Source organism: Amycolatopsis regifaucium (assembly GCF_001613935.1).
In the GTDB taxonomy this organism is placed as follows: domain Bacteria; phylum Actinomycetota; class Actinomycetes; order Mycobacteriales; family Pseudonocardiaceae; genus Amycolatopsis; species Amycolatopsis regifaucium.
In genome coordinates this window covers 132,597-147,977 of the sequence record NZ_LQCI01000050.1, presented here as the reverse complement: position 1 = coordinate 147,977, position 15,381 = coordinate 132,597, and the positions used below count along the sequence as shown (strand labels likewise).

The following is a 15,381-nucleotide window of genomic DNA, read 5'->3' as shown; positions in this document are numbered from 1 at the left end:
ATGAGCTTCGACAACGCCTACGAGGCGATCACCGAGGAAAATGACTCGCGCTGGGCCTTCGGCACCGGCTTCGAGGATCCACTGTCCGGTGTGGACACCACGGTTCCGTCCGGTGTGGACGGTACGCGGCTGGCCGCGTACTGCCTGATGCTCGGCGACGACGCGCTGATCTTCTCGCACCGCCTGCAGGAATGGTGCACGAACGCGCCCGAACTCGAGGACGAGGTCGCGATCGCCAACATCGCGCTCGACCTGCTCGGACAGGCCCGTCTGCTGCTCGCCCGCGCGGGCAAGGCCGACGGGAGCGAGCGCACCGAGGACTCCTACGCCTTCTTCCGGAGTGAGCAGGAGTACCGCAACGTCCGGCTCGCCGAACTCGACGGCGGCCACTTCGGCCAGCTGATCGCGCGGCTGCTGGTGTTCTCGATCTGGCGGCTGGCCTTGTTGCAGCGCTTGCAGACCAGTGTCGATCCGGTGCTGGCGGCCATCGCGGACAAGGGCGTCAAGGAGGTCGCCTACCACCGTGACTACGCCGCCCAATGGGCCGTGCGGCTCGGCGACGGGACCGAGTTCTCCCACGCGCGGATGCAGGAGGGCCTGGACGCGGTCTGGCCCTACGTCGACGAGCTTTTCGTGGCACACCAGGACGAGTTCGTCGAATCGCCGTCGCTGCGGCCCGAGTTCGACGCGATCCTCGACCAGGTGCTGGCCGTCGCGAAGCTGACGCGCCCCGAGGCCGGCGCCATCGCCGGGGTCTCCGGCCGGATGGGCCGCGACGGTGTGCACACCGAGCGGATGGGTTACCTGCTGGCGGAGCTGCAAAGTGTCGCCAGGGAACATCCGGACGCGACATGGTGACCGCGTACGCCGTGGCGGCCACGGTCACCGACCCGGAACTGCCGATGCTCACCCTCGCCGATCTGGGCGTGCTACGGGAAGTGTCCGAAGAGGACGGTCGAGTGGTCGTCGCGATCACCCCGACCTACACCGGCTGCCCGGCGATGGACACCATGCGCGACGACCTCGTGCACGCGCTGACCGGGGCGGGCTACGGCGAGGTCGAGGTCCGGACCGTGCTGCGGCCCGCCTGGTCCACCGACTGGATCACCGAGGACGGCAAGCGGAAGCTGGCCGAAGCGGGCATCGCGCCGCCGGGGGCCGCGCCGCGGCGGACCGGGCCGATCCCGCTCACGTTGAGCCCGCCGGTGTCGTCGGTCCGTTGCCCGCACTGCGGTTCCGCGGACACCGAGGAGCAGTCCCGGTTCAGCGCGACGGCGTGCAAGGCCCTGCGCCGCTGCCGTTCCTGCCTCGAACCGTTCGAACACGTCAAGGAGATCTAGCGTGACCGCGTCCACTCTGCGCCGCACGGGGTTCCACACCCTGAAGGTCTCCGGCGTCCAGCGCCTCTGTGACGACGCCGTCGCGGTGACCTTCGACGTACCCGAAGACCTCGCCGAAACCTTCCGGTTCAAGGCGGGCCAGTCGCTGACCCTGCGCCGCGAAATCGAAGGCCGGGACGAGCGCCGCTCGTACTCGATCTGCGCGCCGGCCGGTGCGGCGCCGCGCGTCGGCGTCCGGGAGGTGCCGGGCGGGCTGTTCTCGTCGTGGCTGGTGCGCGACGTGCGCCCCGGCGATGAGATCGAGGTCGCCGCGCCGACCGGCAACTTCACCCCGGATCTGGACTCCGCCGGGCACCACGTGCTGATCGCGGCGGGTTCGGGCATCACGCCGGTGCTGTCGATCGCGTCGTCGCTGCTCGGCGCTTCCGACGCCACCGTGACCGTGCTCTACGGCAACCGGCGCACCGACACCGTCATGTTCGCCGACGACCTCGCGGATCTGAAGGACCGCTACCCGGCGCGGCTCGAACTCGTCCACGTGCTCTCGCGTGAGCCGCGCGAGGCCGAACTGTTCACCGGGCGTCTGGACGCGGAGAAGCTGCGGCGCCTGTGCACCGTGCTGATCCCGGCCGACGACGTCGCGCACTGGTGGCTGTGCGGCCCGTTCGACATGGTGACCGGTGCGCAGGAACTGCTGCGCGCCCTCGGCGTGCCGGACGAGCGTGTCCACCAGGAACTGTTCTATGTGGACACTCCGCCGGAGCCGGTGCAGCACATCGACCCGGCCGTCGTGGGGTCCTCCAGCGAGGTCACGCTGGTCCTCGACGGCCGGTCGACGACGATGACGCTGCCGCGCAACTCCTCCCTGCTCGACGGCGCGCAGAAGTACCGCCCGGATCTGCCCTTCGCCTGCAAGGGTGGGGTGTGCGGCACCTGCCGGGCGAAGATCTGCGACGGCAAGGTGGACATGCGGCGCAACTTCGCGCTGGAGAAGGCCGAAGTCGACGCCGGTTTCGTGCTCACCTGCCAGTCGGTCCCGATCTCCGAGTCCGTCACCGTGGACTTCGACGCCTGACCACCCCGCATTTAGAGGACTGAATGCGCTTCCGGACCTGGCCGACGGGAGAGGCCGAGGTCGTTCTAGGTACCTACGGCGGGTGGGTGCGGTAGTGGCCGGTCCGTGAAGGACTCCTTGCAGGTCAGGCGTAAGTACATGATGGCCCCCTTCCTTGCGCCTAGCGCAAGGAAGGGGGCCATCATGTACTTACACGCGAGCAAGACCGCAGGTGACGAGTAGGTCCCTAAGAGAGGGTTCGCTCCAACCCGAATCGCCACTCACGCCCCCCGGCGTTGCCCCCGCGTTTCGTCCTCTAAATGCGGTACTTGCGTGCGCCACTACCTCGTTTCGTCCTCTGGATGCGGGAGGGGCAGCCATCTGGTGATACCGATGTCGGCGAGGAACGGCCGGTCGTGGCTCGCCACGATCAGCGCGCCCCGGTAGGCGCGTAACGCCTCGGTGAGGCGTCGCACGCTCGCCAGGTCGAGGTTGTTCGTCGGCTCGTCGAGGATCAGCAGTTTCGGCGCCGGGTCGGTGAGCAGTAGCGCCGCCAGCGCGGCCCGGAAGCGTTCCCCGCCGGACAGTGACGCCACCGTTCGTTCGGCCGCCGTGCCCCGGAACAGGAACCGTGCCAGCCGGGCGCGGATCTCGTTGTCCGTGAGCGACGGCGCGAACCGGCGCACATTGTCCACAATGGACATGGTGTCGTCGAGGATGTCGATCCGCTGGGGAAGCAGCCGGGCGGGGACGAACAACCGCACGTCGCCCGACTTCGGTGGGAGGTCGCCGGTGATCGTGCGGAGCAGGGTGGTCTTGCCCGAACCGTTCGGTCCCACGAGCGCGATCCGCTCGGGCCCCATGACGTGCAGATTCGCCGCCGGGCCGAAGCGGGGAACGGCGTCGATGCGGAGCGCGTCCTGTCCCGGCGACACCAGGGTTTCCGGCAGTTCGACGCGGATCTCGGCGTCCTCGCGCACCAGCTCTTCGGCGGCCTTCAGCGTCTCGACGGCGTCCTCCAGCCTGTCGGCGTGCAGGTTCCGGTACTTGCCCGCGGCGATCTGCGCGTCCTCCTGGCGTTTGCGCATCCGCACCTTGGGTTCGCGTTTCCGGTCCCACATCTGCCGGCCGTAGCGGGCCCTCCTGGCGAGCTTGATCCCGGCCTCGACCAGCTCCCGTTTCTGCCGTTTGACGTCGGATTCCGCCGCCCGGACGTGGCGCCGCGCGGCCTCCTGCGCCACCTCGACGGCGTGTTCGTACTCCGCGAGGTCGCCGCCGTACAGGGTGACCTCGTGGTCGCGGACCTCGGCGATCCGGTCGACGGACCGAAGCAGTTCGCGGTCGTGCGAGACCACCACGAGGATCCCGGTCCAAGCCGCCACCTCGCGGTACACGAGTTCGCGGGCCCGCAGGTCGAGATTATTGGTCGGTTCGTCCAGCAGCAGGACGGCCGGCCGGCGCAACAACAACGCGGCCAGGCCGAGCAACGTCAGTTCGCCGCCGGACAGTTCGCCCGCCCGCTGGTCCAGGCGGACGACGCCCAGGCCGAGCCGGTCGAGGATCGCGCGGGTGCGTTCCTCGACATCCCAATTGTCGCCGATGGTGGTGAGGTGCTCCTCGGCGGTGTCGCCGCTCTCGACGGCCTTGATCGCCGCGCGGATCGCCGTCACACCCAGGACGTCGTCCACTCGCCGCTCGGTGTCCAGGACCAGGTTCTGCGGCAGGTAGCCGATTTCCCCCGGCGTGGTGATCGAGCCGGATTCGGGCCGCAGCCTGCCTGCGAGCAGGCTCAGCAGCGTGGACTTGCCGGAACCGTTGGTGCCGACCAGCCCGGTACGGCCGGTGCCGATGGTGAGCGAGAGCCGCTCGAACACGGGGGCGCCGTCGGGCCAGGTGAAAGTGACGTCGGAAAGCGTCAAAGAAATAGACATGAGACTCCCTGCGAAGGAGGTGGATGAGGGCGCAGGTTCGTCTCACAGGATCATGGGGCCGAGGCTAGCCGACCGCCCCGAACTAACGCAACTCTTTTTGCGTTAGTTCGCGAGGGCATACTGGCGACGTGATCGAACGCCCACACGTCCTGCTGTCCGCCGCGGTCTCACTGGACGGCTACCTCGACGACGCGACCGACACCCGGCTGGTGCTGTCCAACCAGGACGACTGGGCCAGGGTCGACGGCCTGCGCGCGGCGTCGGACGCCATCCTGGTCGGGGCGAACACCGTCCGCGCGGACAATCCCCGGTTACTGGTCCGCTCGCCGGAGCTGGTGCGCGAGCGGGTCGCGGCCGGGCGGCCGGAACAACCGGTCAAGGTGACGCTCACGCGCAGTGGCTCACTCGATCCGGGGGCCCAGTTCTTCACGCTCGGCGACACGGAGAAGCTGGTGTACGCGCCGCCTGGCGTCGTCACGGGGGTAAAGGCGACCGTGGTCGAGCTGACCGGCCTGCGCGAGATGCTGGCGGATCTCCACGCGCGCGGCGTGCGGCGGCTGATGGTCGAAGGCGGCGGCTCGATCCACACCCAGTTCCTCACCGAGGGACTGGTCGACGAGCTGCATCTGGCGATCGCGCCGTTCTTCGTCGGTGACCCGCGCGCGCCGCGATTCGCCGGTCCCGGCGCCTTCCCTCGCGGGCTCACTCTTGTCGAAAGCACCCGGCTGGGTGACATCGCCGTGCTGGAGTACCACGCGACACCGGAACCGTCCGAAGTGGACATTCTGCGGTTGCGCGAGGCCATCGCACTGGCGGATCTTTGCCCGCCGAGGACTTTCCGCGTCGGCGCGGTCATCACCGGCGCCGACGGCGAAGTGATCTCCACCGGTTACTCGGGCGACGGCGACCCCGCCAACCACGCGGAGGAAGCCGCACTCGCGAAACTCGAACCGGGAGACCCGCGACTGGCGAAGGCGACGATGTACACGTCGCTGGAGCCGTGCAGTTCGCGGACGTCACATCCGCGAAGCTGCACCCAGCTCATTCTCGACGCCGGCCTTCCCCGAGTCGTGTTCGCCTGGCGCGAACCGTCCGTGTTCGTCGACTGCGTCGGCGCCGAAACGCTGGAAGCGGCCGGACGCCGGGTGATCGAGGTACCCGCCCTCGCCGCCGGCGTCCGCCGCGCGAACACCCACATTCCGGGTGTCCACCTCTAGTCCGTGTGCTGCGGCACTACTTGCAGGCGTCGCAGCAGCCGCAGCCCACACCGGTGCACGCCGAGCAGCAACCGTGACGGAGCACGACCTTCAACAGACGCTTGATCATCGCTGTCCTCCCGATCATTGATGTCCCACCGCCCCTGTCACGCTAAGTTCTGCGCATATGACAGTGGTACCGCCGGGCGGGCCATGGGCCTGCTCCACCGGGTGACGTCAGGCTTCGAGGTCGCCCTCCAGCGAGAGGTAGACCTCGCGCAGCTGAGCCAAAAGATCGGCGTCCGGCTCCGCCCACAGCCCCCGGTCGGCGGCCTCGTTCAGCCGCTCGATGATGCCGCGCAGCGCCCACGGATTGGCCTGGCGCAGGAACTCCTGGTTGACCTCGTCGAGTACGTAGGACTCGGTGAGCTTCTCGTACATCCAGTCGCCGACCACGCCGGCGGTGGCGTCGAAACCGAACAGGTAGTCGACCGTCGCCGCCAGTTCGAAGGCGCCCTTGTAGCCGTGCTTGCGCATCGCGGCCAGCCAGCGCGGGTTGACCACGCGGGCACGGAAGACACGGGCGGTCTCCTCGCCGAGGGTGCGGGTGCGGACGGCGTCCGGGGTGGTGCTGTCGCCGACATAGGACGCGGGCGCGGTCCCGGTCAGCGCGCGGACGGTCGCGATCATCCCGCCGTGGTACTGGAAGTAGTCGTCGGAGTCGGCGATGTCGTGCTCACGGGTGTCGGTGTTCTTGGCCGCGACCACGATTCGCTTGTACGAGTTCTCCATGTCCTCGCGGGCGGGCCTGCCGTCGAGATCCCGGCCGTAGGCGAACCCGCCCCAGACCGCGTAGACCTCGGCGAGATCCTTGTCGTCACGCCAGTTCCCGGAGTCCATCAACGGCAGCAGACCCGCGCCGTACGCGCCGGGCTTGGAGCCGAAGATCCTCGTGGTGGCCCGGCGTTCGTCACCGTGCGCGGCCAGATCCGCGCGGGTGTGGGCGCGCACGAAGTTCTGCTCGTCGGGCTCGTCGAGGCCCGCCACGAGGCGCACCGCGTCGTCCATCAGGCTGATCACATGCGGGAAGGCGTCACGGAAGAAACCGCTGATCCGCACGGTGACGTCGATCCGCGGCCGCCCGAGTTCGGCGAGCGGGATCGCCTCGATGCCGGTGACCCGGCGCGACGCCTCGTCCCAGACCGGCTGGACACCCAGCAGGGCAAGGACTTCGGCGGCGTCGTCACCCGACGTGCGCATGGCCGACGTGCCCCAGACCGAGAGGCCGACCGAGCGTGGCCAGTCGCCGGTGTCTTCGCGGTAGCGCCGGAGAAGCGAGTCGGCGAGCGCCTGCCCGGTCTCCCAGGCGAGTCGGCTCGGAATCGCCTTCGGGTCGACGGTGTAGAAGTTGCGGCCGGTCGGCAGCACGTTGATCAGGCCGCGCAGGGGAGACCCGCTGGGGCCTGCCGGGAGGTAGCCGCCGTCGAGCGCGTGGAGCACCGCGTCGAGTTCGCCGCTCGTGCCGGCCAGACGGGGCACGATCTCGGTCGCGGCGAAGGTCAGCACGCGGGCGACGTCCTGGTGTTCCGGCACGTCGGCGACGACCTCCGCGACGGCGGCGGGGGACCAGCCCCTGGCCTCCATCGCCTCGACGAGCGAGCGTGCCTTCTGCTCGATCGCGTCCACTTCGGACAGTGGGGCGTCGCTGTTCTCCTTCAGCCCCAACGCGGAGCGCAGACCCGGAACCGCGCCCTGTTTGCCGCCCCACATCTGCTGGGCGCGCAGCATCGCGAGCACAAGGTTGATCCGCGCCTCACCTTCCGGAGCGGCACCGAGGATGTGCAGGCCGTCGCGGATCTGGGCGTCCTTGACCTCGCACAGCCAGCCGTCGATGTGCAGCAGGAAGTCGTCGAACTCCGCGTCGTGCGGCCGTTCTGCGACCCCGAGGTCGTGGTCGAGCTTCGCGGCCTGGATCAGTGTCCAGATCTGCGCGCGGATCGCGGGCAGCTTCGCCGGGTCCATCGCGGCGATGTTGGCGTGCTCGTCGAGAAGCTGCTCCAAGCGGGCCATGTCGCCGTAGCTCTCGGCGCGGGCCATCGGCGGGATCAGGTGGTCGACGATCGTGGCGTGCGCACGCCGTTTCGCCTGCGCGCCCTCGCCGGGGTCGTTGATCAGGAACGGGTAGATCAGCGGCAGATTGCCCAGGACGGCGTCCGGCGCGCACGAAGCCGAGAGGCCCGCCGTCTTGCCGGGAAGCCATTCGAGCGAACCGTGTTTGCCGAGGTGGACGACGGCGTGCGCGCCGAATTCCCGCTCCAGCCAGCGATAGGCGGCCAGATAATGGTGGCTCGGCGGGAGGTCGGGGTTGTGGTAGATCGCCACCGGGTTCTCGCCGAACCCGCGGGGCGGCTGGATCATCAGGATGACGTTGCCGGACTGGAGCGACGCGAGCACGATGTCGCCGTTGTCGACGTAGAGCTCGCCGGGAGCGGGGCCCCAGTGCTCCTCCATCGCCTCACGGAGTTCCGCGGGCAGTTCGGCGAACCACTCGCGATACTGGTCGGCGGGAACGCGGATCGGGTTGCCGGACAGCTGTTCTTCGGTGAGCCACTCCGGATCCTGCCCGCCCGCGGCGATGAGCGCGTGGATCAGCGCGTCACCATCGGGCTGCTCGGTTCCGGTGGGTTCGACGCCGGGGAACGGGTCTTCGCCGAGGTCGTAACCCCGATCGCGCATGAGGCGCAGCAGCTCGATCGCGGACGCGGGAGTGTCGAGGCCGACGGCGTTACCGACGCGGGAATGCTTCGTCGGATACGCGGACAGCATCAGCGCGATACGGCGTTCCGGCGGCGGTGTGTGGCGCAGCCGGGCGTGGGCCAGCGCGATCTTGGCGACCCGGGACGCGCGCTCGGCGTCCGGCACGTACTTGGGGAGGCCGTCGTCGTCGATCTCCTTGAACGAGAACGGGACGGTGATCAGCCGACCGTCGAACTCGGGGACGGCCATCTGGTTCCCGGCGTCGAGCGGGGAGAGGCCGTCGTCGTTCGCCGACCAGGTCTCGCGGTCGCTGGTGAGGCAGAGGGCCTGGAGAATCGGGATGTCGAGGGCGGCCATCTCGGAGACGTCCCACGCCTCGTCGTCACCACCGGCGCCGACCTCGGACGGCCGGGTGCCACCGGCGGCCAGCACGGTGACCAGGAGCGCGTCGGCCTTGGTCAGCTCGGCCATCATCTCCGGCTCGCGGGTGCGCAGGGACGCGCAGTGGATCGGGAGGGCGCGGCCCCCGGCGTCCTCGATGGCGTCGGCGAGGGAGTGGACGAACTCGGTGTTGCCGGAGAGGTGATGCGCCCGGTAATACAGGATCGCGATGACCGGGCCTTCGGTGGTCTTGGGTTCGCGCTCGAGGACACCCCAGAGCGGCTGCACCGCGGGTGGCTCGAAACCGTCGCCGGTGAGCAGGAGCGTGTCGCTCAGGAAGCGCTGCAACTGGGTGAGGTTCTCCGGCCCGCCCTGCGCGAGATACGCGTGTGCCTCCGCCGCGGTACCGGCCGGGACCGTGGACAGCTTCATGAGCTGCGCGTCCGGCGTCTGCTCACCACCGAGGACGACCACGTGCGCGCCACTCGCGCGGACCGTGTCGAGTCCCTCCTGCCAGCTGCGCTCGGAGCCGAGGATCCGGGCGACGACGATCTGGACGCCGTCGAGCAGGGCGGGCAACTCGGCGAGGTCGAGCCGGGCCGGGTTCGCCAGCCGGTAGCCGGCCTCGCTGGAACGGGCGCTGAGCAGGTCGGTGTCCGAAGTGGACAGAAGCAGGATCACGGCAGTCCTCACTCGGGGTGTCCGCGCCCCGGGTCGTGCGGTCGCGCCGGCCGGAGTTCCTGGCTTCCCCTCTTTCACCTGGGAGGGGTGACAGTGGCGGGACCGCCCCGGATTCTCACCGGGTTCCTCCACCTGCCGACGCGTGGGTTCGAAGCTCACTCTCCGGTGCGCCTCGGCCCGGCGTCAAGGTGATGTGCCCTTCAGGGAACAGGCCCCAGCGTTCGCGCTGGTCGGAGGCGGTGGTGGGGCCATCATGTACCACTCACGACCTCGGCGCTCAAGCCGATCGCTCCGAGGAATCCCCGATCCGCGGGAAAGGGGCGGTGGAGAAGATGACCTCCACCGCCACCTCGAAGAACGCCGCGATCCGCAGGGCGAGGTAGAGGCTCGGGCTGTACTCGCCGCGTTCCAGGTACCCGATGGTCTGGTAATGGACGCCCAGCGCATCGGCGAGCTCGCGGCGGGAGATGCCTCGTTCCGCGCGCAACATCGCGATCCGGTTGTAAACGACCTCGCTCATGAACTAGCCAATTCGCTGCATCGCCTTTTCCCGTCGTGCCGCCACCGAGGACCCGGACTCGCGCCGCGCCATGCGCCGCAGGACGACCGGGGCCAGTGTCAATCCGATCACGGCCCAGACGGCCAGTACACCGAGGGTCTCCCATGGCCGCCAGGACTGCCCGATCTCCACCATCACCGTCGAGTCCGGCAGCAGCGCCGACCGCATGCCGAGGCCGAGCCAGTACATCGGGAACACCTGGCCGATGCCCTGCAGCCATTCCGGCAGCGCGGTGATCGGGTAGAAGATCCCGGAGATCGCGCCGATTCCCAGTGTCGGCAGCATGATCAGCCCGATGCTGCGCGCGTTCGAGGTCAGCGAGCCGAAGATCGCGCCGATCGGCATGGTGGCGAGCAGGCCGAGCGCCAGCACCCACAGCAGGCCCAGCCACGAAGCCAGGCCGCCGGGGGCGATGCCGTCGAACAGGATCAGGCTGGGGATCAGTACCAGCAGCATCCCGATGATCGTGCTCAACGACACCGTGACGACCTTGCCCACGAGGTAGCCGAGCATGCCGTTCGGTGTGGCCTTGGCGCGCAGGAGCGTGCCGTCCTCGCGTTCGACGGCGAGGATGCCCGCCATGCCGAGCATGCCGCTGAACACGATCGACGCGCCCAGCACGCTCGGCACGGTGGCGGAGCCGAGCGAGAACTCGGTCCCCGGCAGTTTCGAGTCGCGCATGAAGAACATGACGACCACGAAGATCACCGGGAAGAGGAAGGTGTTGAAGAGATCCTCCCGGTTGGTCATCATCTGGCGGCCTTCGATCCAGCCGCGTCGGATGCCCAGCCGGACACTGTGCTGAACCGCGTTCATCGCGTGCTCACCGCCTCCAGGGATTCGGCCGTGCGGACCAAGGTCATGTACGTGTCTTCCAGTGACGCCCGCCGGACCTCCAGATCGGCGATGGCGTCGCCGTGCTGCTTGAACAGTTCGTGCACGTACTTCGTCGATTCCGTGGTCGAGTGCACGAACCGCTGACCGTCCAGGGTCCAGCGCACCTCGGCCTCTCCGGCGATCTGCCTGCTCAGCGCGTCGGCCGAACCGTCGGCGACGATCCGGCCGTGGTTCAGGATCAGGATCCGGTCGGCCAGTTTCTCGGCCTCGTCGAGGTCGTGCGTGGTCAGCAGGATCGTCGTGTCGTCGTCATCGGTCAGCCGGTGCACGAGTTCGTGGAACTCGCGCCGCGCCTCCGGGTCCAGCCCGGCGGTCGGCTCGTCGAGGAACAACAGTTCCGGACGGCCGACGATGCCGATCGCGACGTCGAGACGGCGCCGCTGCCCGCCGGAGAGCATCCGGACCTTCTTGTCCGCGTGTTCGGTCAGGCCGACCGCGGCGACCAGCTCGTCCGGATCCCACGGCCGCTTGATGCGATCCGTGGAGTACGGCGCGTAGTAGCCGCCCAGGTGTTCCAGCAGCTCGCGCACCCGCCACTTCGCGTGGTCGCGCCAGGCCTGGAGGACGACCCCCAGCCGGGCCCGCCAGTTCTCGTCCGCGTGCGCCGGGTCGGTGCCCAGCACGCTGACCTCGCCCTCCGACCGCATCCGGAAGCCTTCGAGGATCTCGATCGTCGTGGTCTTGCCCGCGCCGTTCGGGCCCAGCAGGCAGATCACCTCGCCGCGGTGCGCGGTGAAGTCGACGCCGTGGAGGACGTCGTTCGTGCCGTACCGCATCCGGAGATCTTTGACGGCGATCATCACGTCCTGTGGATCTCTCATTGGTCACCCCCATCTCAGTGCTGCGATCGAATGTAGCACAACTACTATATTTGGTCCGACGAATACTGTCGGAGAACGGGCCATCTACAGTGAGCGCATGTCCACGAGCGCACGTGTCCGAGCCGACGCGTGCCCTGGTGTCTTCGCCACGCACGACGCCGCCGACGGTCCGCTCGCCCGGGTCCGCTTGCCTGGCGGCGCCATCACCGCGGACCAGCTCAGGGCGCTCGCCGAAGCCGCCGAAGACCTCGGGGACGGCGCCCTCCATCTGACCTCCCGCGGGAACATGCAGCTGCGCGGCGTCACCCGGCCCGGTCTCGCGGGCAGGCTCGCCGCGGCCGGGCTCCTGCCCTCGCCGTCGCACGAACGCGTCCGCAACATCCTCGCGTCGCCGCTCAGCGACACCGCGCAGAAGCTCGCCCCGGCGCTCGACGAGGCACTGTGCGCCGTTCCCGAGCTGGCCGAACTCCCGGGACGCTTCCTCTTCGCCCTCGATGGCGGCCAAGGCGACGTCGCGGGCGAGGGCGCCGACGTCTGCTGGCGCGACGGAGCCGTGCTGCTCGCCGGTGAGGACACCGGCCTGCGGGTCACCGCCGAGCACGCCGTCGAGACGCTGATTTCGGTCGCGCGCGCGTTCCTTCGCGTGCGAGGAACGGCCTGGCGGATCAGCGAACTCGCCGATACGGAGCCGCTGCTCAAGGGCATACCGGGGGAACAGGCGGAACCGCGAAAGTTCGAGGTGGACCCGGGCCTCCCGATCGGGCCGATCGGGGACGCGACCGGGGTCGCCCCGGTCTTCGGCAGGCTCACCTCGGCCCAGGCCCGCAAGATCGCGAAGGCCGGAAACGCCGTGGTCACCCCGTGGCGATCGATCCTGGTCCTCGGCGCCCTGGAAGCGGACCCGGGGCTGATCACCGATCCGGGCGCGCCGTCGCTCGGGATCAGCGCCTGCGTCGGGCGGCCGGGCTGCGCGAAGTCGCTCGCCGACGTGCGGGCCGACGCGGCGCGGGTCGGCCGGACCCCGAGGGTGCATTTCGCCGGGTGCGCACGGCGATGCGGAAAGCCCGCGCGCGAGCACGTCGACGTACTCGCGACGGAGGACGGTTATCTGGTCGGCGGGGCGTTCGTCCCGGTCGGCGAGCTAACGGAGACGTTGGCGACGTTGGCGGAGAAGGGAACACAGTGATCGACTACATCCGGGACGGGGCCGAGATCTACCGGCATTCGTTCGCGACCATCCGCGAGGAGGCGGATCTCGCGATCCTCCCCGACGACGTCGCGGTACTGGCCGTGCGGATGATCCACGCCTGCGGGATGGTCGACCTGGTCGACGACCTCCGCTACAGCCTCGACGTGGTGGAGTCCGGTCGAGCGGCCCTCGAAGCGGGCGCGCCGATCCTGTGTGACGCCAACATGATCGCCTCCGGGGTGACCCGCAAACGCCTTCCCGCCGCCAACGAGGTGCTGTGCACGCTGTCCGATCCGAAGGTGCCGGGGCTGGCCGAGCGGATGGGCACCACCCGCTCCGCGGCCGCGCTGGAGTTGTGGCGCGACAAGCTGCCCGGCTCAGTGGTGGCGATCGGCAACGCGCCGACCGCGCTGTTCCGGCTGCTGGAACTGCTGGACGAGGGTGTCGGGGCCCCGGCGGCGATCATCGGTGTCCCGGTGGGCTTCGTCGGCGCCGCCGAGTCCAAAGTGGAGCTCGTCGAACGCGCTCCCGCCCCCTATCTGGTGGTGCACGGACGTCGTGGCGGCAGCGCGATGGCCGTCGCCGCGATCAACGCGATGGCGAGTGAGGTCGAATGAGCGGGCTCGGGAAACTCTGGGGTGTCGGGCTCGGTCCCGGTGACCCGGAACTGATGACGGTCAAGGCCGCGCGGCTGATCGGCGAGGCCGACGTCATCGCCTATCACAGCGCGCGGCACGGCCGCAGCATCGCGCGATCGGTCGCCGAGCCGTATCTGCGGGACGGCCAGATCGAGGAGAAGCTGGTCTACCCGGTCACCACCGAGACCACCGACCACCCCGGCGGCTACGAAGGCGCGATCGCCGATTTCTACGAGCTGAGCGCGAAACGGCTCGCCGAGCATCTCGACGCCGGACGCGACGTGGTCGTGCTCTGCGAGGGCGACCCGTTCTTCTACGGCTCCTACATGTACATGCACGAACGGCTCGCCGACCGCTACGAGGCGACCGTGGTGCCCGGCGTGACGTCGGTGAGCGCGGCGTCGTCGGTGCTCGGCCGTCCGCTGGTGCAGCGCGACGAGGTCCTCACCATCCTGCCAGGCACCCTGCCCGCGCCGGAACTCGCGCGACGGCTGGCCGACACGCAAGCCGCGGCGGTGCTCAAACTCGGCCGCACGTTCGGCAACGTCCGCGAGGCGCTGGCCGAGGCCGGGAAACTGGACGACGCCTTCTACGTCGAACGCGCGACCTGGCAGGCGCAGCGCGTCGAGCCGTTCGCCGACGTGGACCCGGAGTCGGTGCCGTACTTCTCGCTGGCACTGCTGCCCAGCCCGGCCTACGCCTCCCGGCTCGCCGACGAAGCCGAAGTCACCCGGAAGCGGGAAACGCACACCGGTGGCGAGGTCGTGGTCGTCGGACTCGGCCCGGCGGGCCCGGACTGGCTGACACCCGAAGCGACCGAGGAACTGGCCGCGGCGGAGCACATCGTCGGTTACGGCCCGTACGTCGCGCGAGTGCCGCAGCGCGCGGGCCAGCAGCGGCACGCGTCGGGCAACCGGGTCGAGGCGGACCGCGCCGTGGAGGCGCTCGAACTGGCCTCGACCGGGGCCAGGGTCGCGGTGGTGTCCTCGGGTGACCCTGGCGTGTTCGCCATGGCGTCGGCGGTGCTGGAGCAGGTCGCCGCCGGGCACGGCGCGGGGACGCGGGTGCGGATCGTGCCGGGGGTGACCGCCGCGCAGGCGGCCGCGTCCCGGGTCGGTGCACCGCTGGGGCACGACTACTGCGTGCTTTCGCTGTCCGACCGGCTCAAGCCGTGGGAGATCATCGAACGGCGGCTCGACGCGGCGGGTGCCGCGGATCTCGTGCTCGCGCTGTACAACCCGGCGTCGCGGACGCGGACCACGCAGCTCGCGCAGGCCCGCGACGTGCTGCTCCGGCATCGCGCGCCGGAGACGCCGGTGGTCGTCGCCCGCGACGTCGGCGGCCCGGAGGAGGACATCCGCGTCGTCACGCTCGGTACCCTCGATCCGGCGAGCGTGGACATGCGCTGCCTGCTGATCGTGGGCTCGTCCAAGACCCGCGCCGAGAACGGGATCGTCTGGACGCCTCGCACCTACGAGTGACGGCCGAGCCCGGCAGTTCGCCGAAGCGACCGATCTGAGGGAGTCGCTGGACCGGGACAAGGGCAGCCTCGCCGCGTACCGGCTCGCGCCGATCCAAGAGACCCACGACGGTCTGCTCGCGTTGTGGGACGTCGCCGACCCCCAACGACCGAGCTTGGTTTCGACCCCTGCGGCCCGACAGCGGCGCGCTGTACAAGATGGCGCTCAGCCCCGACGGCCACACGATCGCCGCGGGCGTCAAGGAGCTGGCGTTCGGCCCGACCGGCAGGGAACTGGCGGCGTCGGCGTTCCGGACGGTGCGCGTCCCGGACGCATACGCTCGCGGTCGGGGGCAGCGGGGTGCGGCTGTGGCAGACGGACGCCGAGCGGGTGGGCGAGGAGATCTGCCGGTCGGCGACGCCGAGGATCACGAGAGAAGAGGTGGGAGAGTTACTTTCCGGGGCTCGACCACACGCC

General features: G+C 69.7%; 12 protein-coding genes and 1 riboswitch. Of the genes, 7 read left to right on the top strand and 5 right to left on the bottom strand.

Annotated elements, in window-relative coordinates; all coding sequences use genetic code 11:
• From paaC to paaE, 3 genes are read left to right on the top strand one after another with little or no spacing between them, the layout of a single operon-like run.
• The gene (gene paaC / locus AVL48_RS33440; protein ID WP_061981449.1) at positions 1-858 is read left to right on the top strand and encodes a 1,2-phenylacetyl-CoA epoxidase subunit PaaC; all 858 of its coding nucleotides are present in this window, start codon (positions 1-3) and stop codon (positions 856-858) included.
• Entirely contained in the window at positions 852-1,340 is a 489-nt protein-coding gene (gene paaD, locus AVL48_RS33435) for a 1,2-phenylacetyl-CoA epoxidase subunit PaaD (protein ID WP_061981450.1), read from the top strand. The genes paaC and paaD overlap by 7 nt, the downstream gene beginning before the upstream one ends.
• A gap of 1 nt (position 1,341) precedes the next feature.
• On the top strand, positions 1,342-2,415 hold the full coding sequence (paaE, locus tag AVL48_RS33430) for a 1,2-phenylacetyl-CoA epoxidase subunit PaaE (RefSeq protein WP_061981451.1): 1,074 nt from the start codon (positions 1,342-1,344) through the stop codon (positions 2,413-2,415).
• A 320-nt stretch (positions 2,416-2,735) separates the two neighbouring features.
• Here the strand turns inward: paaE and AVL48_RS33425 are convergent, their stop codons facing one another.
• A complete protein-coding gene (locus AVL48_RS33425; RefSeq protein ID WP_177242306.1) occupies positions 2,736-4,325 on the bottom strand; it encodes an ABC-F family ATP-binding cassette domain-containing protein in 1,590 nt (529 codons plus the stop codon).
• 128 nt (positions 4,326-4,453) lie between these two features.
• Here AVL48_RS33425 and AVL48_RS33420 point away from each other — a divergent pair, with 128 nt between their 5' ends.
• Positions 4,454-5,542, top strand: coding sequence for a dihydrofolate reductase family protein (locus AVL48_RS33420; RefSeq protein WP_061981453.1), 1,089 nt, complete (start codon positions 4,454-4,456; stop codon positions 5,540-5,542).
• A 216-nt stretch (positions 5,543-5,758) separates the two neighbouring features.
• Here AVL48_RS33420 and cobN read toward each other — a convergent pair whose 3' ends face one another.
• The 4 genes from cobN to AVL48_RS33400 form a co-directional block, all read right to left on the bottom strand.
• Entirely contained in the window at positions 5,759-9,340 is a 3,582-nt protein-coding gene (gene cobN, locus AVL48_RS33415; protein WP_061981454.1) for a cobaltochelatase subunit CobN, read from the bottom strand.
• Positions 9,341-9,375: 35 nt separating this feature from the next.
• Positions 9,376-9,491: riboswitch (cobalamin riboswitch) on the bottom strand.
• Between the two features lie 126 nt (positions 9,492-9,617).
• The gene (locus AVL48_RS33410) at positions 9,618-9,860 is read right to left on the bottom strand and encodes a helix-turn-helix transcriptional regulator (protein ID WP_061981455.1); all 243 of its coding nucleotides are present in this window, start codon (positions 9,858-9,860) and stop codon (positions 9,618-9,620) included.
• 3 nt (positions 9,861-9,863) lie between these two features.
• Positions 9,864-10,715, bottom strand: coding sequence for an ABC transporter permease (locus AVL48_RS33405; RefSeq protein WP_061981456.1), 852 nt, complete (start codon positions 10,713-10,715; stop codon positions 9,864-9,866).
• On the bottom strand, positions 10,712-11,617 hold the full coding sequence (locus tag AVL48_RS33400; protein ID WP_061981457.1) for an ABC transporter ATP-binding protein: 906 nt from the start codon (positions 11,615-11,617) through the stop codon (positions 10,712-10,714). The genes AVL48_RS33405 and AVL48_RS33400 overlap by 4 nt, the downstream gene beginning before the upstream one ends.
• Positions 11,618-11,714: 97 nt before the next feature.
• Between AVL48_RS33400 and AVL48_RS33395 the strand changes: the two genes are divergently transcribed.
• From AVL48_RS33395 to AVL48_RS33385, 3 genes are read left to right on the top strand one after another with little or no spacing between them, the layout of a single operon-like run.
• The gene (locus AVL48_RS33395) at positions 11,715-12,803 is read left to right on the top strand and encodes a precorrin-3B synthase (RefSeq protein WP_061981458.1); all 1,089 of its coding nucleotides are present in this window, start codon (positions 11,715-11,717) and stop codon (positions 12,801-12,803) included.
• Positions 12,800-13,423, top strand: coding sequence for a precorrin-8X methylmutase (locus AVL48_RS33390; RefSeq protein WP_061981459.1), 624 nt, complete (start codon positions 12,800-12,802; stop codon positions 13,421-13,423). The genes AVL48_RS33395 and AVL48_RS33390 overlap by 4 nt, the downstream gene beginning before the upstream one ends.
• Positions 13,420-14,925 (top strand): precorrin-2 C(20)-methyltransferase, encoded by a 1,506-nt coding sequence (locus tag AVL48_RS33385; RefSeq protein WP_061981460.1) that lies wholly within the window; start codon positions 13,420-13,422, stop codon positions 14,923-14,925. Before AVL48_RS33390 ends, AVL48_RS33385 begins: the two co-directional genes overlap by 4 nt.
• Positions 14,926-15,381: the final 456 nt, after the last annotated feature.